The sequence below is a fragment of the Streptomyces sp. NPDC052701 genome, assembly GCF_040678355.1.
GTDB lineage: Bacteria > Actinomycetota > Actinomycetes > Streptomycetales > Streptomycetaceae > Streptomyces.
Map to the genome: position 1 here is coordinate 23,192 of NZ_JBFATO010000014.1, position 22,304 is coordinate 45,495.

Below are 22,304 nucleotides of genomic sequence, written 5' to 3' on the forward strand. Positions count from 1 at the left end.
GAGGGGTGCCGGGCCGCCGGTTTCGAAGGGGGAAGGTCACTCGCTCTTCTCGCGGCGCGTCCTGATCCCGGTGAGGTCCAGGTCCACCGGGAACGGCGCGTCGACCTTCATCCGTTCGCGGAAGATTCCCACGCTGGTGTACGCGCCCGTGGTCGGCTCCAGCTCGAAGGCGTGGACCGCGGCGCGGCCCTTCTCGTTCTCGACGCGCCAGTAGTGGGGGATCTTGGCCCGGGCGTACTTGAGGGGCTTGGTCTCGCGGTCACGGGACATGGAGTCCTCCGAGACGACCTCCACGGCCAGGAGGACGGCCTTTGCCGGGAACCGGGTCTGATCCGGCTCCTCCACCACGTCCCCGTGCACCACGACCACGTCCGGCTCCGGCCTGTTCTGACGGTCGATGTCGATGGTGAACTCACGGAACACCTCGAACTCCGCGGGCGCCAGAGACTGGAGTTGCCATTTGAAGAAGTCGATGGCGCGTTCGTGGAAGATGGTCTGCGGACTCACGAAGACGAGGCTCCCGTCGATCAGTTCCGTGTGCGGAGGCAGATTCGGAAGCCGGTCCAGGTCGTCGGCGGTCCAGCCGCCCTCCGGCGGGATCGGCCAGGCGGGCGTGGACGCCTTCGGTGCGACGCTCATCAGTGCTCCCATGGGACGGAGTCTCGCCGGAGCATTCAGACTATCCGCCGGAAAGGGACGGGTCTCCCGCGAACGTGTGAACGACGGTCGTGTCCTTGACGCGGTCCGGGCGGGGAGCCTGTGGACAACTTCGAGGGCTGTCGGTGCCGCCCCCTATCGTGGACGCAGTGGTCGAGGGACGACGTACGGGGGACACGACGATGGGTGGGACGGGCGGTATCGCCGAGATGGAAGCGACCGAGAGCGAGGCACTGGCCACGCTGCGTCGGGTGTTCGGGTACGAGGCCTTCCGCGGTGAGCAGGAAGCGGTCGTCGAGCACGTGGTGGCCGGCGGGGACGCCGTCGTGCTCATGCCGACCGGTGCCGGCAAGTCGCTGTGCTACCAGATCCCGTCCCTGGTCAGACCGGGCACGGGGATCGTCGTCTCGCCGCTCATCGCCCTGATGCAGGACCAGGTGGACGCGCTGCGCGCGCTCGGCGTGCGGGCCGGGTTCGTGAACTCCACACAGGACTTCGACGAGCGGCGGATGGTCGAGGCCGAGTTCCTGGCCGGGGAGCTGGACCTGCTCTACCTGGCGCCGGAGCGGCTGCGGCTGGAGAGCACGCTGGACCTGCTCTCGCGCGGGAAGATCGCCCTCTTCGCGATCGACGAGGCCCACTGCGTCTCCCAGTGGGGCCACGACTTCCGGCCCGACTACCTGGCGCTGTCCCTGCTGGGCGAGCGCTGGCCGGACGTGCCCCGGATCGCGCTCACGGCGACGGCCACGCGCGCCACCCACCGGGAGATCACCGAGCGGCTGAACATGCCGACGGCCCGGCACTTCGTGGCGAGCTTCGACCGGCCCAACATCCAGTACCGGATCGTGCCCAAGGCGGACCCGAAGAAGCAGCTGCTGAGCTTCCTGCGCGAGGAGCACGCCGGGGACGCGGGCATCGTCTACTGCCTCTCGCGCAACTCCGTGGAGAAGACGGCCGAGTTCCTCACCCGCAACGGCATCGAGGCGGTGCCGTACCACGCCGGCCTGGACGCGGGCACGCGCGCGGCGCACCAGTCCCGGTTCCTGCGGGAGGAGGGCCTGGTGGTCGTGGCGACCATCGCCTTCGGGATGGGCATCGACAAGCCCGACGTCAGGTTCGTCGCCCACCTGGACCTGCCCAAGTCGGTGGAGGGCTACTACCAGGAGACGGGCCGGGCCGGCCGTGACGGACTGCCGTCGACGGCGTGGATGGCCTACGGGCTCAACGACGTCATACAGCAGCGCAAGCTGATCCAGTCGAGCGAGGGCGACGAGGCGTTCCGGCGGCGGGCCGCGCAGCACCTGGACGCGATGCTCGCGCTGTGCGAGACGGTCCGGTGCCGTCGCGGCCAGCTCCTCGCCTACTTCGGCCAGGACCCCGACACGGCGGACTGCGGCAACTGCGACACCTGCCTCACCCCGCCGGAGACCTGGGACGGCACGATCGCCGCGCAGAAGGTGCTGTCGACGGTGGTGCGGCTGCAGCGGGAGCGGGGCCAGAAGTTCGGCGCGGTGCAGATCGTCGACATCCTGCTCGGGCGGCGCACCGCCAAGGTGATCCAGTTCGACCACGACCAGCTGTCCGTGTTCGGCATCGGCGAGGACCTGACCGAGGGCGAATGGCGGGGCGTGATCCGGCAGCTGCTCGCCCAGGGCCTGCTGGCGGTCGAGGGGGAGTACGGCACGCTGGTGCTGACCGAGGCCAGCGGGGCGGTGCTGCGCCGGGAGCGGGAGGTGCCGCTGCGCAAGGAGCCGAAGAAGCCGGCGGCTTCCTCGGCGGGAGCCTCCGGGGCGTCCGGTCCGGCGGGTTCCGGGCGGGGCGAGCGCAAGCCGAAGGCCGCCGCGGCCGAGCTGCCCGAGGACCTGCTCCCCGCGTTCGAGGCGCTGCGGGCCTGGCGTGCCGAGCAGGCCCGCGAGCAGGGCGTTCCGGCCTACGTCATCTTCCATGACGCGACGCTGCGGGAGATCGTCACGGTGTGGCCGACGTCGGTGGCGCAGCTCGGCGGTGTCAGCGGGGTCGGTGAGAAGAAGCTGGCGACGTACGGGGAGGGGGTGCTGGCGGTGCTGGAGTCGCTGGGCGGACCGGGTGCCCCGGACTCGGCCCCGGTGCCGGACGCCGAGCCGGAGCACGGCGCCGAGCCGGGGCCGGACGACTGGCCCGGGCCGGACGCGGAGCCCGAGCCGGACGACTGGGCGTAGGCGGCAGCCGGACGGAGACGGGGGACGGAGACAGCCGGAGGGAGACGGCCGGACGGAGACGGCTGGTCGTGGGCGGCTGGACGGGGCGGAGCCGGGCGGCTGGACTGCTTGCCGCGGGGGCGGCTCCGACGAGCGGCGGGAAGCCGCCCGTCGAGCCGATGCCGGTCTCCTGGGCGGTCATCCGCGCGCTGCCGGCCCGGTGCCGCCGGTCCTGCGGTGCCCGGCCCGGTGCCGTCAGCCCAGTGCCGTCAGTCCCGGCGCGAACACGATCAGCAGCGGTAGCAGCGGGACCAGTGCCGCCACCGTCGTCGTCAGGGCGCGGCGCCGGCGGTCCAGGCGGGGCGGAGGCTCCAGGAGGCGGTCCACCCGCTCGCCGAGCAGGCGGTGGCTGGAGGCGCAGGACAGGACGCCCCGGTGCTGGTTGAGCTCGATCAGGGCCAGGGCGGTGGTCAGGTGGCCGCAGCGGCGGGAGGCGGTGTCGTCGGCGGCCAGTTCGACCAGGCGGTGGGTCTGGTCGCAGAAGTGGGCGAAGAGGGGGACGCGGGGGAAACCGGTGGCCAGGGCCGTGGACAGGTGCAGCAGCCAGTCGTGCCGGGCGCGGGCGTGGCCGCGCTCGTGGGTGAGGACGGCGTCGAGCTGGTGGCCGGTGAGGCGGTGCAGGGCGCCGGTGGTGACGATCAGCTGGGGCGGATTGCCGGGCATCCACCAGGCGTCGGGGTACTCGTCCTCCAGGACCAGCAGCGGGCCGCGGGCCGCGGGCAGGCCGGCGGGCAGGTCGGGGGCGCGTTCGCGCAGGTGGGCGCGGGCCTGGGCACGGCGCCGGCGCGCCTCGACGAGCTCGCGGGCGAGCATCGCGGCCGTCCAGGCCGCGCCGCACGCCAGCAGCACGGTGAGGACCGTCGCCCAGACCGGCGCCGAGGAGAGGTCGTACGCCGCGGTCACGGCCGGCGGCGCCGGGGCGAAGAGCTGGGCGCGGACGGTGCCGAAGACGGCGGCGGCCCCCAGGGCGAGGGCCGTCACGCAGCACAGCAGGACGGTGGCGACCAGGCACTGCCACACCCACAGCGCGACCACCGGTTCCCGCTCGGGCCAGGCGGCCCGGGTCAGGGCACGCGGGGTGGGGACGGCGGCCGTCACGGCGACAACGCTCAGCAGGAGCAGGCAGACGGTCATGCCACGGGCTCCGGTTCCTGGTCGGAAGAAGGGCGGCTTCGGGTCGTGCTGGAGGACGGTGCGTTTCCCGGGCTCGCGGCGCGTGCGACGAGCGCGAAGCGCGTGCCGGTGCCGGGCACCGCACCGCCCGGGGCCAAGTATGACGGCGCCGGGCGGTGTGAGTCAGGGGTCGGAGGCGATCAGCCGCGTCCGAAGCGGCGACCGCGGGCCACGGGGCGTCCGCAGGGCGGCTGTTCGGCCGGGGCACCCCGACGTCACCCGGTGCGGCGCCGCGGCCGGAGGCCCCTTCCCGGCACCGCCCCGGCAACGGCACCGCCCCGGCACCGCCGTCGTCCCGTCACCCGGCCACGACCCGCCCCGTCACCTCGCCCAGCCCCACCCGGAGGCCGCCCGGTCCCGGGGCCCAGGCCGACAGCGTCACCACGTCGCCGTCCTCCAGGAACGTCCTTTTGCCGTCGGGGAGTTCGAGGGGGTCGCGGCCGTTCCAGGTCAGTTCCAGCAGGGAGCCGCGCTCGCGATCGGCGGGGCCGCTCACCGTGCCCGAGCCGTACAGGTCGCCGGTGCGCAGGGAGGCGCCGTTGACGGTCATGTGGGCCAGTTGCTGCGCGGCCGTCCAGTACATGGTGGAGAAGGGCGGCTCGGAGACGACGTGGCCGTTGACGGCGACGGAGATGCGCAGGTCGTAGCCGCCGGGCTCCTGCTCCGAGTCGTCCAGGTAGGGCAGCAGCGGGTGGGTCCGCTCCGGCGGTGCCACGCGCGCGTCCTCCAGGGCGTCCAGCGGGGTGATCCACGCCGACACCGACGTGGCGAAGGACTTGCCGAGGAACGGGCCGAGGGGGACGTACTCCCAGGCCTGGATGTCGCGCGCGGACCAGTCGTTGAGGAGGCACAGGCCGAAGACGTGCTCGCGGAAGTCGGCGAGCGGCACCGGCCTGCCCGGCGGCGAGGGCGTTCCGACGACGAAGCCGACCTCGGCCTCGATGTCCAGGCGGACGGACGGGCCGAAGACGGGCGCGGGGTCGGTGGGCGCCTTGCGCTGGCCGGAGGGGCGGACGACGTCCGTGCCGGACACCACGACCGTGCCGGAGCGGCCGTGGTAACCGATCGGCAGGTGCTTCCAGTTGGGGGTCAGGGAGTCGGCGGCGTCGGGGCGGAAGATCCGGCCGACGTTCCGGGCGTGGTTCTCGGAGGCGTAGAAGTCGACGTAGTCCGCGACCTCGAAGGGCAGGTGCAGGGTCACCGAGGACAGGGGGTGGAACAGCGGTCCGACGGTCTCCCGGTGCGACGGCACGGTCACCCACGCGGTCAGTGCCCGTCGCACGTCCGACCACGCCGTGCGCCCGGCCGCCAGCAGGGGGTTCAGGGTGGGCTGCGCGAGGAGGGAGGCGTACGGGGAGCCGAGCGCGTGGGCCGCCGCGCCGGCGTCGAGGACGTGGTCGCCGAGGCGGACGCCCACCCTCCGGTCCGGCGAGCCGGGGAGCGAGAACACGCCGTACGGCAGGTTGTGCGGGCCGAAGGGGTCGCCCTCGGGGACATCGAAGGGGGGCATCGGGTGCTGCCTCGCTTTCGTGTGCGCCATGTGCTCCACGAGTCCGTGGGTGGGCCACACGTTACGTGGGGCGCGCCGGTCTTGGGCAGATCCGCGGGGGCGGCGGCGCGGGGACCGCACGATGCGCCGGCGGTGCTCGCGCACCGCGGGGCGCCCGTCGGAAGCCGCCTGCCGGAAGCCGCCTGCCGGAAGTCGCCCGCCGGAAGTCCCCTGCCGGAAGTCGTCCGTGGAGCGGGACGCAATCTTGACGGAGCGGTGCGAACGGGGCGACTCTGGGCGGGTGCCGGGAGGCCTCGGGGAGGGGGCGATCCGACGGCACACCAGGGGGGCGGATGGCCATTGGGGAGGCCGGCCGCGGCGCGGCGCGCCCGGGCTCGCAGCCGGAACGGCTGGAGGAGACCATGCGCGGCCGACTCGGCGGCCGGGAATGCGTGTACGTACCGTCGTGCAGGTTCGGGCTGTTCGTGGCGCTGCGCCACTGGTGCCCGCCCGGCGGCCGGGTGCTGATGTCGCCGGTCAACGACGACGTCGTCTTCTTCGTCGTGCTCGCGGCCGGACTGCGGCCCGTGCAGGCGCCGCTGAACCCGTTCGACGCCTCCCTCGACATCGACGCCGTGCCCGACGAGACGTGGGACACGCTCTCCGCCGTCCTGACCACCAACCTGTACGGGAACCCGGACCGGGCGCCGCGCCTGCGGGCCAGGTGCGACCGGTCGGGGATACCGCTGCTGGAGGACGCGGCGCACGCCATCGGCAGCGAGGTGGGCGGACGGCCGGTCGGTACGTGGGGCGACGCCTCCGTCTTCAGCCTCTCCAAGCACGCCGGCGCCCAGGCGGGGGGCTTCCTCGCCCTCGCCGACCCGGCCCTGCGCCCGGCGGTGGAGCGGACCTGCGCGGACCTGCTCCTTCCGCGGCGGGCGGGGGCCGAACTCGCCTACGCGGTGCGGCCGTACGCGGAGGCGGCCGTGCGGACGCTGCGGCTGCGGCGCGCCGCCCGGGCCGCCCTGCGGGCGCTGGGGCGCGCGGAGCGCGAGGACATCCGGATGCCGCTGCGCCCCGGCGAGCTCGCCCGCGCCGCCGGCTGCGCCCCCGGGTTCGACGCCCACGACCCCTGGGTGCGGGTCGACATGCACGACTACCGCCTGACGCCCGGCCGGCTGCGGCTGCGGCGCGCCGGGCGGCGGCTGGAGCGGCTGGACGACGTGCTGGAGGCCTGCCGGGCGGGTACGGAGCTGCTGCTGTCGACGGAGTGGGCGAAGCCGGCCGGGAGTGTTCAGCCGTTGTTCCGGGTGCCGCTGTTCGTCGCGGACCGGGACGCCGCGATCGCCGCGCTCGCGCGGCGGGGCATCACCGTCGGGTACCTGTACGACCCGCCCCTCGACGACTACGCCGGCCCGGACTTCACCGACCCCTCGTCCTCCGCCGGGGCGGCACGCTGGTTCGCGCGCCACGCGCTGCCCGTCGACCCGCTGCGCGCCCGGGACTCCGTCGAGGTGCTGGAGCGGTCCGGGGCGCGCCCGGCCCGGGCGCCGGCGGGCCGGACCCGGTGGGGGCCGGCGACCGGAGGGCCGGGTCCGTCGCGTGGCTGAGGTCCGGGTGCGCGAACACGCCGGGGCGCGCGCCGGCGGCGGGCCGCAGCCCGCCGGGAGCGGGCCCGGCGGCTCCGACTCGCTGTTCAAGAACGCCTACTTCCTGATGCTCAGCACCGGCGTGTCCGCCGTGCTCGGCCTGGGCTTCTGGCTGGTGGCCGCCCGCTACTACGCGGAGGACGCCGTCGGCCAGGGCTCCGCCGCGATCGCCGCGATGCGGCTGCTCGCCAGCATCACGGCGACCACGATGATCGGCGCCGTGGTCCGGTTCGTGCCCCGCGCCGGCCGCCGGACCGGACGGCTGGTGTGGGGCACGTACGTGGCCAGTTCGCTGGTCGTCGCCCTGGCCGCCGCCGTGTTCCTGCTCACGCTCGACCGGTGGGGGGCGTCGTACGCGCCGCTGGGCACGCCCGCCGCGGGCGCGGTGTTCGTCGCGGCGTGCGTGGGCTGGGCGCTGCTCACCCTGCAGGACGGGGTGCTCACCGGACTGCGCAAGGCCGAGTGGGTGCCGGCCGGGAACGCGGTGTTCTCCGTCGGGAAACTCGTCCTGCTGGTCGTCCTCGCCGGCACGCTGCCGGTGCTCGGCATCTTCGTGTCGTGGGCCGTGGCGATCGCGTTCTCCACCCTGCCGCTGGGCTGGCTGATCTTCCGCAGGCTCATCCCGCGGCAGACCGCCGCCGACCGCGACCTGGAACCCCCGCACCTGCGGGACATGGGCCGCTTCCTGGCGGGGGACTCGCTCGGCGCGCTGTTCAGCCTGGCGATGATCAACCTGCTGCCGGTGATGGTCGCCGTCCGCTTCAGCGCCGCCGAGAACGGCTACTTCTACGTGGCGTACACCGTCGGCGGCACGATGGAGTTCATGGCCATCAACATGGCCTCCTCCCTCACCGCGCACGCCTCGCACGACCCGCGCCAGCTCGCCGACGGCGTCCGCGGGGCGCTGCGCCGCATGACGCTGCTGCTGGTGCCGGTGGTGCTGGTGCTGGTCCTCCTGGCGCCGCAGATCCTCGCCCCCTTCAGCCCGGACTACGCCGAGCACGGCTCCACGGTGCTGCGGCTGCTGGCCCTGGGGGCACTGCCGCGGGTCGTGGTGGAGCTGTACATCGGCGTGCTGCGCGTGCAGGGGCGCACCGGCGTGCTCGCCGCGCTCCAGGGCGCGATGTGCGCGCTGGTGCTGGGCAGCGCGGCCGTGCTGCTCACCCCGGCGGGGATCGCGGGCGCGGGCTGGGCGGTGCTGATCAGCATGACGCTGATCGCCGTCGTCTCCGTGGCCGGGCTCCGTTCGGCGCTGCGCCGCACCGCCGCACCCGCCGGACCGGCGTCCGCCCCGCCCTCCTACGGCACCCGCTGGGCACGGCTGAACGCCACCGCCGGGTACGGCACGAGCTGGGCGCGGCGGGCCGCGTACGAGGACCGGGAGACCGACGAGGACACGGTCACCCTCTTCATCGGGCGCCCCGGATACGAACGCGAGGCCCTGCAGGCGGACACCCTCGCGGTGATAGCGCGGCCGCACCGTCCGGACACCGGTGAGGAGGCCGTACGGCCGCACCGCCCGGATGCCGGTGGGGAGACCGGGGAGGCCAGGGGCACGGACCGGACCGGGCAGGCCCGGGAGCACCGCGGGGGCACCGCCGGGCGGCAGGGAGCGTCCCGGGACCAGGACCCCGGCCGGGCGCACCGGCCGCCGGCGGCCACCCGGCCCGCGGTGGCCGACGACGTCCGGGAGCGGCGTCTCGCAGGCGCCCTGTGGGGCCTTCTCGGTCTGGCAGCCGTGGTCTTCTGGGCGGCGACGCGCGACCTCCCCCGGCTCGAGGACTCCCCGGAAGCCGGGCTGACGGGCCGTCGGCTGCTGGACGGCCTGCCGCTGCCCGCACTCGTCGCCGGCGCCCTGCTGCTCGTGGTGTTCGTGGCCGCGGTGACACTGCGCGCACGGCGCGGCCCGTGGCTGCCCGGGGCGGCGCTGGGTGCCGCCCTGCTCGCCCTGCACGCCGCGCCCGCGGCCCTCGGCCGGGAACCGCGGCCGGTCGACGGGGCGTTGTACGCGAGGACGGCCGGCTTCCTCGCGGACGCGACGGGACTGGCCGGACCCGAGCCGCTGCTGCGGTGGGTGCCGCCGGTCTGCCAGCTGCTGTGCCTCGTACCGCTGGGGGCGCTGCTCGCGAGCGCGGGCGGCCGGCTGACGTGGCCGGGGCGCTGGGGGGTTCTGTATCTCACCGGGGTGGGCTGCTGGGTATGGCGGGAGGAGCTCGCGCCGGCCGCGCCACCCCTGCTCGTCGTGCTCGTCGTGTGCGCCGTACTCGTCCGTCTCCCGCCGCTTTTGCCGCTCCGCCGCGCCGCACCGGCGCCGGGGCCCACGAACCGTGGACGGCCCGAGGGCCGGTCCAGCCACTGAACCAGCTCCGGAACCGAACCGAACAGGGCCGAATAAGTACGAACAGGGTCGAACAGGGTCGAACCGTCAGGGGGAACCGCCGTGCGTCCGCCGACCACTCCACAGGAGAGAGCCGCGCCAGAGCCCGTGCCCGTGCCCGCGCGGGAGACCCCCGGCGCGCCGGCGAGCACGCCCCCGGCGCGCCCGGAGTCCGCCCCGTCCACCTCGGCCGCCCCGCCCACCGGGCCCACCCCGCCCACCGGACCCACCCGGTCCACCCGGTTCACCTGGCCCACCCGGTCCTCGTCGTCCTCGTCGTCCTCGTCGTCCTCGGAGGCATCCAGCCCGGCCCACGACCCCGTGACGGACCTCTCCGACCTGCCCCCCGTGTGGCCCGGGCGCGGTACCGCCGCCCGGCCCGGCGTTCCGCTGCTCGTGGCGCTCGCGCTCTGGGGGTACGCCGTGCGGCACACCGACGTCTCACGGCTCGACGACTTCGGGCTGGTCACGGCGTTGCACCCGGCGTTCTGGCTCGGCCTGGCGGTGCTCACCGCCGGTTTCTGGTTCACGGTCCGCGACCCGCGCCGGCCGCAGGCCTGGCCGGCGGCGTACGTCCTGGGCCTGCTGGTGATGGAGCGGGCCACCCAGGCCGTGCTCTACCCGACCCCGCTGTACGCCTGGGCGTGGAAGCACGACGCGGTCGTCGACCACCTGCTGACGGACGGGCTGCAGAGCGCCGGCCAGGTCGGCGACATGGCCGTGTACGACCAGTGGCCGGGCTTCTTCGCCGCCCAGGCCGCGCTGGTGCGGCTGCTCGGCGTCGACAACGCCGCGATGTACATGGCCTGGTGGCCGCTGGTCTCCAGCCTGATGCTGCTGCTCCCGCTGCTGCTGGTCTACCGCACCTTCACCGAGGACCGGCGGCTGCTCTGGACCGCGGTGTGGCTCTTCTACGTCGCCAACTGGGTCGGCCAGGACTACTTCTCCCCGCAGTCCGTGGCCTTCGCGCTGCACCTGGGCGTCCTGGCCGTGGTGCTGCGCCGGTTCGGCCGCAGCGGCGGGCGGCGCGGCCGGCAGCGGCAGGCGGTGTGGACGGCCGTGATCACGGTGATGGTCGTGGCGATCGTCATCTCCCACCAGCTCACGCCGGGCATGCTGGCCGTCTCGCTGCTCGCCCTGTGTCTGGCCCGCCGCCACCGCGACTGGGTCCCGCCGGTCACCGCGGTCGTCATCTTCCTGGCCTGGTGCGCGACGGCCGCGCTGCCCTTCCTGTCCGCCGCGCTGCCCGACATGATCCGCTCCGTCGGCGACGTCGGCGGCAACGTCTCCACCGGGTACGGCGCCACCCCGACCGGCACCGGAGCCCTCGCGACCTCCTGGGCGGCCCGGCTGCTGTCGGGCTCCGTGCTGCTGCTCGCGGTGGCCGGCGTGCTGCGGCAGCGGGTGCTGCGCCACCGGGCGCTGCCGCTGCTGCTCCTGGCGGCGGCCCCGCTGCCGATGCTCGGTGCGAGCAGCTACGGCAGCGAGATGATCTTCCGGGTGCTGATGTTCATGCTGCCCGGCGCGGCCTTCTTCGCTGCCGCCGCGCTGCTGCCCAGGGTGCGCACCCTGGCCGCCGAGGCCACCGCGCGGGAGTCCGGCGCCCCGCCGCCCCGGACCGCCGGGCACCGGGGACGGCTGTCCGCGGCGCTGTACGGCACCTGGGTGCCGCTGCTCGCGCTGCTCGCGTCGACGCTGGCGTTCGTCCCGAGCTACGCGGGCAAGGACCGCATCAACTACTTCCCGCCGCAGGAGGTGGCGCTCGTACGGCAGCTCCTCGACCGGGCCCCCGAGGGCTCGCTCGTCGTCGCCGCCAACCGCAACTACCCGCTCGCGTACGACTCCTACGGGAGCGTCGGCCACTACTGGTTCCTCGACGACGACCGGCGCCACGTCGACCGGATCGTGCGCAGCCCGGCCGCCACCCTCGCCGACGACATGGCCGGGGTGGCGCGGCCGGGCCGGGCCTACCTGCTGTTCACACAGGGCCAGTTCGCCAACTCCGAGATGAACGGCCAGCTCACCGAGGGCCAGTTGGAGCGCATCCACGGATCCGTCGCCGCGTCGCCGCGGTTCCGGCTCGTGGCGCGCAACGGCGCGGGCGCGGTCTACGTCCTCGAACCGGCGGGGGGAGCGAAGCGATGACACCGCAGGACCTGGTGGTGCGGATGCTGCCGCCGTTCGGCGGCTGGCTGGCGCTCGCCGCGCTGGCGCTGCCCGGCGGATCGCCGCTGCGCGGTGCGGCGGTCGCCGTCTTCCTGGCGGCGGGTCCGGGCGCGGCCCTGGTCGGTGTGTGCGGTCCCGCGCTGCGGGCGCGGCCCGCCCACGGGCCCGTCGAGCGCCGGGACCCGGACTTCGCACGCCACTCCGACCTGCTGGAGCGGCTGATGCTGGCCGTCTTCCTGAGCGTCGGCGCCGCGATGACCGTCTCGACGGTGCTGATCGCCACGCACACCTTCAGCGCGTGGCGCGTGCTGCTGGCGCTGACGCTGCTGACCACGCTCGCCGCGCTCGGCCCCCGGCTGCGCGCCGCCCCGTCGCCGAGGGCGACGCCGAGTCCACGGAAGGGTTCCGCCCAGTGAGGTTCGCCCGTCCCTTTCGCCGTGTCCCGGGCGCCGTGCGCCGCGTCCCCGGCACCTCCGGCCGTACGCCCGCCCCGGCCGGACAGCACCGCGGAGCGAGGCCGCGGTCCCGCGCGGAGCGGCCCGCGCGGCAGAACGCGCAGCAGAACGCGCAGCAGAACGCGGGGCAGAACACGGAGCGGCCCCCGCGGCAGAACACGGAGCGGCCCGCGCGGCAGGACACCGCGGCGGCGGCCGGACCGGTCGCGCGGGGCCGGCGCCGCCTGCTGACCGCCTCCGCCACCGTGGCCTGCGCGGTCCTGGTGGCCGTGCTCGCGCTGCGTGACGCCGCCGGGCCGGAGGAACGGGACACGGCCGGGCCGCCGCCCTCCGCCCAGGGCGCCGGGTGCCGCCCCACGGCCCTCCTCGAACCGCCCTGCGGCGCGTGGTTCGGTGCCTTCGTGCCGCACGAGCGGGACGATCTGGGGGAGAGGGTGCGCGCCTACGAGAAGCGCGCGGGCCGCAGGCTCGACATCGTGTACACGTACCACGACATGTCCCTGGCCGAGGGCGGGCGCCGGGAGGGCCAGCTGCTCACGCCGGAGGAACAGCGCGTGGGCGAGGACCACCTGCTGCTGCTGTCCTGGGAGAGCAAGTGGTGGGGCGGTACGAGGAAGCAGCAGCCGACCTGGCGGCAGATCGCCTCCGGCGGCCTGGACGCCACGGTCGTCGACGTCCAGGCCCGGCGCATCAAGGACTACGGCCGGCGCACCGGCGGCAAGGTCTTCCTCTCCTTCGACCTGGAGATGGACACCCGCACCCCGGACAACGGCACCCCGGCCGAGTACGTCAGGGCCTACCGCCACCTCCACGACCGGTTCCGCGCACTGGGCGTCGACAACGTGGTGTGGACGTGGATCACGACCGGCTACCTGGGCCACGCCGACCTGATGAGGCGGATGTACCCCGGGGACGAGTACGTCGACTGGATCGGCTACAACCAGTACAACTACTACCGCTGCCACGACACCGGCTGGCGGACCTTCGCGCAGACCCAGCTCGACACCCACGCGTGGATCCGCGCGAACATCTCCGACGACAAGCCGCTGATGCTGTCCGAGTTCGGCACGGCCGCCGACCCGGCCCGGCCCGGCCGGCAGGCCCAGTGGTACGCCGAGGTGCCCCGGGTGCTCAAGCGCCTGGAGGGCGTCAAGGCCGCCCTCCAGTGGAACCACCGCGACCCGGGGCCGCACTGCGACCTGTCGCTGGCCGACGACGCGGCCTGGGCGAGCCTGCGCGAGGCGGTCGCCGACCCCTACCTGAACCAGCCGCTGGAGTAGGGCGGCCGCCAGGGGTCAGCCGGCGAAGACGGGCCCGCGCACCGCCGCGCGGGCCCTGCGGTACCAGCGCCACGCGATCGTCCGCGGCCCGTCGCGGTACGGGGCGGTCCGCGCCCCGCGCCCCGCCAGCCAGCCCTCCACGTCGGCGACCGTGTGCCCGCGCCGCACGATGAGCCGCGCGATGCGGTACCGCTCGTCCCGGTCCGAGCTGAGCGCGTGCCGTACGGCGGTCGCCGTCTCGTAGCCGGCGCGGGCGGCCATGGCCCGCACCCGGGGGCTGTTGTAGCCGTGCGGGTAGGCGAGGTGCCGCACCGGATGGCCGAGGGCGTCCTCCAGCACGGCCTTGGAGGCGCGCAGTTCGTACGCCAGGGCCCTGGCGGGCAGGGTGTCGAGCTGGGCGTGCGTGACCGTGTGGCTGCCGACCTCCATGCCGTGGCGTTCCAGCTCCGCCGCCCGGGCCAGGGGCATCATCGGCGCGGGCGGCAGCAGACAGCGGCCGCCGGGGACGAGGGCACCGGTGGTGAGGTAGGCGGTGGCGGGCAGCCCCCGCTCGGCCAGCGCCTCGGCGGTGGGCCCGGGCAGGTCGGCGAAGCCGTCGTCGAAGGTGAGCAGCACCGGCCGGGGCGGCAGCGGCGCGCGCCCGGCGAGGTGATCGGCGACCGCGCCGATCGTGACCGGGGTCCGCCCGCTGGCGACGACGGCGTCGAGGTGGGCGGCGAACTCCCCCGGTGTGACGGTGAACTCGGCGATCCACGCGGGCGGGTCGTCCATCACGGCGTGGTACAGCAGGACGGGGACGGCACGGGCGGCACCGTCCGCGCGGGCCGCGTGCGCGCCGGCCCGGTCCGGGCCGGCGCGACCACCGCGGCCGGCCGGTGCGACCTGCCCGGGCTCGCCGTTGCACGCGCCGCCTCCGTTGCCCGTGCTGCCTTCCGGTCCTCCGCCTCCGCGGCCCGTGCCGCCTTCCGGTCCTCCGCCTCCGCGGCCCGTGCTGCCTTCCGGTCCTCCGCCTCCGCGGCCCGTGCCGCCGTCCGGTCCTCCGCCGTCCGCGCCCCCCGTGCCGCGTCCGCCGGCCGGCGTTCTCATCCCGGCCGCCGGACGGTCGCCGCGCGTACGGCCCGCCGGGCGCGGAGGTAGCCGAGGGGTCCGTGGAGCATGCCCCTGCGCTGCAGGCGGGACAGGCGCCCGGGCCACGGGTGCGCGCGGGCGTCGTGCGCGCCCGGCGTGCCGCCCCCGGCCGCCTCGCGTACGGCGGTCAGGGCGCGGGCGCGGGCCAGGCCGCGCGGCAGCCGGGCGAGGAACGCCGGCAGCAGGGCGGGGCGGTTCACCAGGATCGCGGTGAGGTAGGCGGTCAGGCCCGCGCCGTAGCCGTACGCCTGGGCCTCCAGGTCCCGCCAGGTCTCGCGATGGTGGTGCCACACCAGCGCCCACGGCGTGTAGCGCAGCCGGTGCCCCTGGGCGAGGACGCGGACGAAGCCGTACAGGTCGTCGCCGCCCCGGGCGGCCGTTCCGGCCCCGGTGGCCGGGTCGAAACCGCCGACCGCGCGCAGCACCTCCGTGCGGAAGGCCATGTTGGCGCCGGAGCCGAACCGGCCCGCGGTGAACGGGAACAGCGGCTCGTCGGCCGGCGGGTCCTCCGGGTCGTACGTGCGGGGGGCGAAGCCCTTCGCGAAGCCGCCGTGGCTCTCCAGCAGCACCTGGGCCGGGGTGCCCAGCCGCGCGGGCAGGATCAGCCCGGTGGCGCAGCCGAGGGCCGGGTCGGCCGCGAAGGGCGCGGTCAGCTCGGTGAGCCAGCGCGGGTCGGCGACGACGTCGTCGTCGGTGAAGGCGACCACCTCGCTGCGGACGGCGGCGAGCCCGGCGTTGTGCGCGACGGCGAGACCGGGCACCGGCTCGCACAGGTACCGCACCCGCTCGGCGTACTTCCGCTCGACCAGCTCCCGCGTCCCGCCCGTCACGGGCGCGTTGTCGACGACGACGATCTCGAAGCGCGGGTGGTCCTGCGCGAGGAGCGAGTCCAGCGCGCGGGCGAGCCGATCGGCGCGCTCCCGGGTGGCGACCACGACGGTGGCGCGGGGCGGCGGGACGGCCACCGCCCGGTCCCATCCGTCCTCCCGGTGGCCTTCCCCCTCCTCCAGGGCCAGGGCCCGCTCCGTCAGGACGCTCCTCGGGTCCGCCCCCGGCGGAACCTGCCCGAGCAGCGTGCCGATCGGCCGCCCCGCCCTCCTGACCAGCACGAACACCTCGCCCGGGGTCACCGGCGGGCTGCCCGGGCCGGGCCTGAGGACGTGGTCGTCCAGGTCGAGCTCGGCCACCTGGACGGGGCCGATGTCCAGGAACCGCCGTATCTCCTGCTGCGCACGCGTGGTGCGGGACATGAACCCTCCCCTTGGTCAGGACCGGCGCAGCCGTGCCGCGCCCTTCAGGGTCCGAGCCGCCAGCGACGCGAGCCGCGGCCGGCTGCGGACGAAGCTGTGCGCGCGGCGCGCGGGCTCGCGGCTCAGCCGGTGCAGCGCGGCGCCCGCCCCCCAACGCGTCGCCGCCCCCTCGTACACGGGCAGTTCGCCGGTCTTCAGCGCGTCCTTGTACTCGGCCGCGCCCCGGCCCAGGTCGAGCAGGCCGATCCCTTGGCCGGCCGCCGCCCGCGCCATCCGCAGATGCAGCACCAGCCCCGGGGAGTACTTCGCGAACTCCGGGTCGTACGCCGGGAACCAGCAGGCCAGCACCGAGGCCGAGCGCAACCCGAAGTGCGCGGCGACCGGGCGGTCCGCGGCGTACAGCACGGACAGCGTGCCCGCGCACTGCGGCGTCCGGGTCGCGGCGAGCCGCGCCACGAGCCGGGTGATCCACTCCTGTGCGAACCGGTCCCGGCGGCCCGTCCGGCGGTACTGGGCCGACTTCCACTCCATGAGCGTGCGCAGCGCGGCCGGGTCGCGCTCGTCGAAGACGAACCGCAGCCCGCCGACCTGGCGGCCCATCCGCCGCTCCTTGGCGAGGGTGGTCTTCAGGAACTTCGGCGACCGGGCGCGCAGCACGGACTCGTAGGTCTCGTAGCCTTTCTCCACGTCGATGACGTACGTGGCGTGCTCCTCGGCGGCGTAGGGGACGAACACCTCCTGCTCCGCGCCCAGGTTGTCGAAGGCGTAGCTCGACAGCGAGCAGGCCCGCAGCAGTTCACCGGCCCGCAGGGCGAGACCCGGGCGCAGCACCGCCCCCTGGCTGTCCGACACCCCGAGCCCGATGGCCCGGCCCTGCCCGAGCGGGCCCCGCTCGTAGGGCAGGAAGCCGGCCGGTTCGGGCCCGTCGTGGATCACGGCGACCCGGGCCCGCGGCCGTACCCGGCCCACGGCCTCGGTGAACTCCGGTTCCATGAACGGGTTGCGCGGCGTTCCTGCCGCGGCGCGCAGCTCCCGCCAGCGCTCCCTGTCCCCCTCGCCGAGCTCCCCGGTCCTCAGCACGCGAATGCGTCCACCGCTCAACTCGACCCCCCGATCAAGTCCCCCCTGGACACAGGGAAGGTACCGCCCGGGACCGCCCTGACGGTAGGTAGCGGAGCAAGTTGCCGCCAAGTGGTGCAGAGGCCTTCAACCGGCCTGTACCCGGCGATGCCGGAAACCGCCCCGCGGGCGCGCGCCCCGGGGAGCGGTGTGCGCCCCGCGCGTGGTGAATGGGACGGGCGCGCTGTCCGTATTCTCTGATCATGGCCGCTCCCACCCCGTACTCACTCATCGCCACCGACCTGGACGGAACGCTGCTGCGCGGCGACGACACCCTCTCCGACCGGTCCCTCGCCGCGCTCGCGCGGGTGGCGCGGGCCGGTGCCCGGCATCTGGTGGTGACGGGACGTCCGGCGCCGAGGGTACGGCCGCTCCTGGACGACCTCGGCTGCGAAGGGCTCGCGGTGTGCGGGCAGGGCGCGCAGGTGTACGACGCCGGCGCGGACCGGCTGCTGTGGTCCGTCACCCTGGACCGGGAGCTGGCCGAGACCGCGCTGGAGAAGGTCGAGGCCGAGGTGGGGGAGGTGTACGCCGCGGTCGACCAGGACGGGGTCGACGGGCTCACGCTCATCGAGCCTGGCTACCTGATGCCGCACCCGACGCTGCCCGCCCTGCGGGTCGCGCGCCGCGAGGACCTGTGGTGCGCGCCGATCAGCAAGGTGCTGATGCGCCATCCGCGCCTGAGCGACGACGAACTGGCGGCGACCGCGCGCTCGGTGGTCGGTTCCCTCGCTACGGTCACCATGTCCGGGCCCGGCACCGTCGAGCTCCAGCCGTGCGGCATCACCAAGGCGACCGGTCTGGCGCTGGCCGCCGAGCGCCTGGGGCTGGGCCCGGAGCGGACCATCGCCTTCGGCGACATGCCCAACGACATCCCCATGTTCGACTGGGCCGCCCGTGGCGTCGCCATGGCCAACGCCCACCCCGAACTCAAGGCCGTCGCCGACGAGGTCACCCTGTCGAACGAGGACGACGGCATCGCCGTCGTCCTCGAGCGGCTCTTCGGCGCTTCTTGACCCGGTCGGGTACGGGCGGGTGCGAGCGGGCGCCCGCCCGCACCCGCCTCGCCCGGGCCGCGGCCTAGTACGGGCCGTTGACGTTGTCGATCGAGCCGTACCGCTGGGCCGCGTAGTTGCAGGCCGCGGTGATGTTGGCGACCGGGTCGAACGGGTCCCACGAGGTGCCGGGCACGTGGTAGGCCTGGAAGGTCGGGTCGATGACCTGGAGCAGGCCCTTGGACGGGGTGCCGGCGGCGGCGTTGGAGTCCCAGTTGTTGACGGCCAGCGGGTTGCCGGAGGACTCGCGCATGATGTTGCGGTGGATGCCCTCGTAGGTCCCCGGGATCCCGTGCTGCGCCATGATGTCCAGCGCTTCGCGGATCCAGCCGTCGAGGTTGTCCGGGTAGGTCTTCGCGGCGACCGGGACGGCGTCGGCGACGGATCCGGCGGCCTTCGCCGCCGGCCCGGCCGCCGTGCCCGCCTGGGCGTCCGCGGCGCCCTCGGCGTCGGTGGTGTCGGCGGTGCCCTCGGCGTCAGTGGTGCCGGCGGTGTCGCCGGCCTTCGCCTTCGCCGTCTTGACCTGGAGTTCGAGGCCCGGGTGGATCAGCCCCGGGTCGTCGCCGACGGCCGCGCGGTTGTCCTCGTACAGCTGGCGCCATCCGCCGCGCACGTCGTGGGTCTTTGCGATCCGGTAGAGCGTGTCGCCCTTGACCACGGTGTACGTCAGGGGCCGGGGCGTCTGGACCGCCTGGGCGGCGGACTGGACGGTGGTCTGCGCGATCCGGGGCGGCTGGGCGGCGTTCGCGGCGGTCGCGCCCAGGAGGGGGAGCGTGAGGGCGGCTCCGCCGGTGCCGGCGGCGACGACACCTCGGATGAGGGGGTTGGTCCTGGGGCGGCGGTGGTTGCCTCGTCCGGGCATTGCGGTGTTCCTCTCCGACGCCTGCGAGGTGAGCTGTCGGGTTCGGGCGGGAGGTGCCCGGCCGCGTGAGCGCGGCTTCACCCCGAGCCGTTCCGGTGCGATGCCCGGTCCGGCGGCTTGCCTGGGTCCCCCGCTCCTGCCGTACGTGAGTGAAGTGGTCATCGGGTGGCTCGGGCGGCGGCAGGATTCGGCGTCCGCCCGGCAGGCCCGGAACGTATGCGAGAGCACATGTCGGGAACAAGTGCCGACGTCACATAAAACCCCCTTCGATCTTGTCATGGGGTTTATGGGGCACTTGATCCTTTGCGGTCGCCAAGCCCAACTCGCGCTTCCGGAAAGGCGGAACGGCGGTGTCCGGCGCGACGGGACGCGGGGACCGTGAGTGATTTACTTCACTGATCGTGAGCTCGAAGTGCATTTCCCGCCAAGGGGAATTCCAATTGCTTTCTATGTCAAATCGGGCACGGTGGAGAAATGGACTGTATGCCGGAATAGGGGCTATATGGCGTGACCCGGGGCGCGGGTCGCCGCTTTCCGGCGGGCCGCTCCACCGGCCGGTTCCCGCCGGCCGGCCGAGGACGCTCCGTGTGTGATCCGACACCCCCGGCCCGGGAGGGCCGTTCCCGGTCGGGCGACGTCACGACCGGGGGAGTGGGCGCTGGCAGTGATCGAAACGTGACCGGATACGCTGACTTGAGTGAGGGCAGCGACGTATCGACAAACCGCGTAATCGCCAGTAGACACCAGCAGACAGGAGACCCCTCGTGACCGTCGTCGGGCCGTTCGGGCTGAGCGTGCGGGACCAGGCTCTGGAAGCCGATGTCCAGGCCGGGTTGACGGCTGTCGAGGAAGGGTTGCTCGAGGCGACCAAGAGCGAGGTGCCCTTCATCACCGAGGCCGCCCAGCACCTGGTGCGCGCCGGCGGCAAGCGGTTCCGGCCGCTGCTCGTGATGCTCTGCGCACAGTTCGGCGACCGGCACGCGCCCGGGATCGTGCCGTCGGCCGTCGTCGTGGAGCTGACCCACCTCGCCACGCTGTACCACGACGACGTGATGGACGAGGCCGAGGTGCGCCGCGGGGTGTCCAGCGCGAACACCCGCTGGGGCAACTCCGTCGCGGTCCTCACCGGCGACTTCCTCTTCGCGCGCGCCTCGCAGATCCTCGCCGACCTCGGGCCGGAGGCCGTGCGGGTGCAGGCCGTGGCGTTCGAACGGCTGGTCACCGGGCAGATCCTGGAGACGGCGGGGCCGCAGGACGGGCGGGATCCGGTCGACCACTACCTCGACGTGCTGGGCGGCAAGACCGGCTCGCTGGTGGCGGTGTCGTGCCGGTTCGGCGCGATGATGTCCGGCGCCCACGAGACGGTCGTCGACGTCCTGACCCAGTACGGGGAGCGGCTCGGGGTGGCCTTCCAGCTCGCGGACGACGTGCTGGACATCGCCTCCGACTCCCACGAGTCCGGCAAGACGCCCGGCACGGACCTGCGCGAGGGCATCCCCACGCTGCCGGTGCTGCGGCTGCGGGAGCGGGCGGCCCGGCTGGGCCTGGCCGAGGACGTCGCCCTGTGCGAGCTGCTGGACTCCGACCTGACCGACGACGCCCGGCACGCGGAGGCCCTGCGCCGGCTGCGCGTCCACCCGGCGCTGGAACAGGCCCGGCGGGACACCGTGCGCTACGCCGAGGAGGCCCGGGCGGCGCTGGCCCCGCTGCCGGAGTGCGCGGCGAAGGGGGCACTGGTGGAACTGTGCGACGCGGTGGTGCACCGGGCCGGCTAGGGCCCGCCGTCCCGGGGCGCCTCGCGCCGGGACGTGACCCATCTCACGAGGACGAACGGGGAACGGGCGGCGTCCCCCCACGACCCCTACGGGTCGGGGGAGGCGCCGCCCGCGCGTGTCATACCGCAGCAGTACACGGAGTTGAGCCCGGGGTCTGACGCATCCGTCCGGCCGATTTGGTCAGATGGAAACCACGGAAAACACCAATCCTCACCCATTCGGGTGAGAATGGCGGCTCAGGGATGGGTCCCCCCGCTCACGCGAAGCCGGGAGCGGCGGGGGCGCGTGCAGTGAACACGGACGGACAGCCGCCGCCGACAACGGAGGTAGGGCACACATGGCACCGTACGCATCCGACGACAACACGACCGCCGGGGAGGCCGGCGACCCGCGCGCGGGCCGGCGCAGGGCCGCCCGGTACGTGGTCCCGGTCGCGGTGATGGGAGTGGCGGCCGCGACGATCGGGCTCGTTCCCGCGCTCGCCGACTCCGGTGACCCCGACCTCCCGAAGATCACCGCCCAGCAGCTCGTCGAGAAGATCGCGAAGTCGGACGTCGAGCAGCTGTCCGGCACGGTGAAGATCAGCACCGACCTCGGTCTGCCGAACCTGGGCGGTCTGGAGAGCGGCCTGCTGTCCGGCGCCGCACGGCCGGACGACGGCGGTTCCTCCGCCGACCCGTCGGCCAAGCTCACCGAACTCGCCTCCGGCACGCACACGTTGCGCATAGCCGCCGACGGCCCCGACCGGCAGAAGCTGTCGTTGCTGGAGAACGCCGCCGAGTACAGCCTCATCCGCAACGGCACGGACGTCTGGGGCTACGACAGCGAGTCCAACGAGGTCTACCACGGCACCGTCGCCGAGAGCGCGCGGGACGAGGAGCGGCGGCCCCCGGCCACGCCGAAGGACTTCGCCGAGGAGGCGCTGAAGGCCGTCGACGACACGACCTCCGTCACCGTCGACGGCACCGCGCAGGTCGCCGGCCGCGACGCGTACAAGCTGCTCATCGAGCCGAAGCAGTCCGGTTCCACGGTCGGTGCGATCAGCGTGGCCGTGGACGCCGAGACGGGCCTGCCGCTGAAGTTCACGCTGACCCCGGCGAGCGGCGGCGCCGCCGTCGTGGACGCGGGCTTCACCCGGGTCAGCTTCGCCCGGCCGCCCGCGTCGGCCTTCGACTTCACGCCGCCCAGGGGCGCGAAGGTCACCGAGGACGGCGACCTGGCCGGGCACCACGCCGAACGCGGCGAACGCGCCCCGAAGTCCGCGGACGGCCTCGCCGGGGGCCTCGGCGGCCCCGACGGCCCGAAGACGATCGGCGAGGGCTGGAACACCGTCGCGACCTTCGACACCGGCGGCGAGGGCCTGCCCGCCGCCGGCGCCGGCGGCGACCTCGGCGGCTTCCTGGACTCGCTCGGCGACCCGGTCTCCGGGAAGTTCGGCTCCGGCACCGTCTTCAGCACCCGCCTGGTCAACGCCCTGATCACGGACGACGGCACGGTGTACGTGGGTGCCGTCACCAAGGACGCGCTGGTGAAGGCGGCCGGCGCCGGGAAGTAGGGACGTACGCCGCGACACCGCCGCGCAGGGGCCGGCCCCCGCGCGGCGGTGCCGCACGGACACGACGGATCGGGGGA

General features: G+C 74.6%; 16 protein-coding genes and 1 riboswitch. Of the genes, 9 read left to right on the forward strand and 7 right to left on the reverse strand.

Annotated features, from left to right (window positions below; translation table 11 throughout):
- Positions 1-36: 36 nt before the first annotated feature.
- Complete coding sequence (locus tag AB0L29_RS17810; RefSeq protein WP_365828131.1) at positions 37-639, reverse strand: Uma2 family endonuclease; 603 nt, start codon at positions 637-639, stop codon at positions 37-39.
- 200 nt (positions 640-839) lie between these two features.
- Here AB0L29_RS17810 and recQ point away from each other — a divergent pair, with 200 nt between their 5' ends.
- Positions 840-2,855: a DNA helicase RecQ gene (recQ, locus tag AB0L29_RS17815; protein WP_365828390.1), complete on the forward strand. Its 2,016-nt coding sequence runs from the start codon at positions 840-842 to the stop codon at positions 2,853-2,855.
- A gap of 234 nt (positions 2,856-3,089) precedes the next feature.
- Here recQ and AB0L29_RS17820 read toward each other — a convergent pair whose 3' ends face one another.
- Together AB0L29_RS17820 and fahA are read right to left on the reverse strand one after the other, a co-directional pair.
- Positions 3,090-4,028 carry a M56 family metallopeptidase gene (locus AB0L29_RS17820; RefSeq protein ID WP_365828133.1) on the reverse strand — a complete coding sequence of 313 codons (939 nt, stop codon included), beginning with the start codon at positions 4,026-4,028 and terminating at the stop codon, positions 3,090-3,092.
- A gap of 337 nt (positions 4,029-4,365) precedes the next feature.
- Entirely contained in the window at positions 4,366-5,577 is a 1,212-nt protein-coding gene (gene fahA, locus AB0L29_RS17825; RefSeq protein ID WP_365828135.1) for a fumarylacetoacetase, read from the reverse strand.
- Positions 5,578-5,909: 332 nt separating this feature from the next.
- Here fahA and AB0L29_RS17830 point away from each other — a divergent pair, with 332 nt between their 5' ends.
- The 5 genes from AB0L29_RS17830 to AB0L29_RS17850 all read left to right on the forward strand — a co-directional run bounded on the left by AB0L29_RS17830 (position 5,910) and on the right by AB0L29_RS17850 (position 13,483).
- Positions 5,910-7,166 (forward strand): DegT/DnrJ/EryC1/StrS family aminotransferase, encoded by a 1,257-nt coding sequence (locus tag AB0L29_RS17830; protein ID WP_365828137.1) that lies wholly within the window; start codon positions 5,910-5,912, stop codon positions 7,164-7,166.
- Positions 7,159-9,564 carry a lipopolysaccharide biosynthesis protein gene (locus tag AB0L29_RS17835; RefSeq protein ID WP_365828139.1) on the forward strand — a complete coding sequence of 802 codons (2,406 nt, stop codon included), beginning with the start codon at positions 7,159-7,161 and terminating at the stop codon, positions 9,562-9,564. The genes AB0L29_RS17830 and AB0L29_RS17835 overlap by 8 nt, the downstream gene beginning before the upstream one ends.
- 339 nt (positions 9,565-9,903) lie before the next feature.
- On the forward strand, positions 9,904-11,727 hold the full coding sequence (locus tag AB0L29_RS17840; protein ID WP_365828141.1) for a glycosyltransferase: 1,824 nt from the start codon (positions 9,904-9,906) through the stop codon (positions 11,725-11,727).
- On the forward strand, positions 11,724-12,164 hold the full coding sequence (locus tag AB0L29_RS17845) for a hypothetical protein (protein WP_365828143.1): 441 nt from the start codon (positions 11,724-11,726) through the stop codon (positions 12,162-12,164). The genes AB0L29_RS17840 and AB0L29_RS17845 overlap by 4 nt, the downstream gene beginning before the upstream one ends.
- Entirely contained in the window at positions 12,161-13,483 is a 1,323-nt protein-coding gene (locus tag AB0L29_RS17850) for a glycosyl hydrolase (protein WP_365828145.1), read from the forward strand. Before AB0L29_RS17845 ends, AB0L29_RS17850 begins: the two co-directional genes overlap by 4 nt.
- Before the next feature lie 15 nt (positions 13,484-13,498).
- Here the strand turns inward: AB0L29_RS17850 and AB0L29_RS17855 are convergent, their stop codons facing one another.
- From AB0L29_RS17855 to AB0L29_RS17865, 3 genes are all read right to left on the reverse strand, one after another.
- Positions 13,499-14,254 (reverse strand): polysaccharide deacetylase family protein, encoded by a 756-nt coding sequence (locus AB0L29_RS17855; protein WP_365828146.1) that lies wholly within the window; start codon positions 14,252-14,254, stop codon positions 13,499-13,501.
- 311 nt (positions 14,255-14,565) lie between these two features.
- Complete coding sequence (locus AB0L29_RS17860; RefSeq protein ID WP_365828148.1) at positions 14,566-15,861, reverse strand: glycosyltransferase; 1,296 nt, start codon at positions 15,859-15,861, stop codon at positions 14,566-14,568.
- A gap of 15 nt (positions 15,862-15,876) precedes the next feature.
- Entirely contained in the window at positions 15,877-16,941 is a 1,065-nt protein-coding gene (locus AB0L29_RS17865) for a GNAT family N-acetyltransferase (RefSeq protein WP_365828150.1), read from the reverse strand.
- 242 nt (positions 16,942-17,183) lie between these two features.
- On the opposite strand from AB0L29_RS17865, the gene AB0L29_RS17870 reads away from it, so the two are divergent.
- Complete coding sequence (locus AB0L29_RS17870; protein WP_365828152.1) at positions 17,184-17,996, forward strand: HAD family hydrolase; 813 nt, start codon at positions 17,184-17,186, stop codon at positions 17,994-17,996.
- 64 nt (positions 17,997-18,060) lie between these two features.
- On the opposite strand, the gene AB0L29_RS17875 is transcribed toward AB0L29_RS17870, so the two are convergent.
- The gene (locus AB0L29_RS17875) at positions 18,061-18,897 is read right to left on the reverse strand and encodes a LysM peptidoglycan-binding domain-containing protein (protein ID WP_365828154.1); all 837 of its coding nucleotides are present in this window, start codon (positions 18,895-18,897) and stop codon (positions 18,061-18,063) included.
- A gap of 5 nt (positions 18,898-18,902) precedes the next feature.
- Positions 18,903-19,059, reverse strand: a riboswitch (cyclic di-AMP (ydaO/yuaA leader).
- A gap of 602 nt (positions 19,060-19,661) precedes the next feature.
- Here AB0L29_RS17875 and AB0L29_RS17880 point away from each other — a divergent pair.
- Positions 19,662-20,672: a polyprenyl synthetase family protein gene (locus tag AB0L29_RS17880; RefSeq protein ID WP_365828156.1), complete on the forward strand. Its 1,011-nt coding sequence runs from the start codon at positions 19,662-19,664 to the stop codon at positions 20,670-20,672.
- Between the two features lie 337 nt (positions 20,673-21,009).
- A complete protein-coding gene (locus AB0L29_RS17885; RefSeq protein WP_365828158.1) occupies positions 21,010-22,227 on the forward strand; it encodes a sigma-E factor regulatory protein RseB domain-containing protein in 1,218 nt (405 codons plus the stop codon).
- Positions 22,228-22,304: the final 77 nt, after the last annotated feature.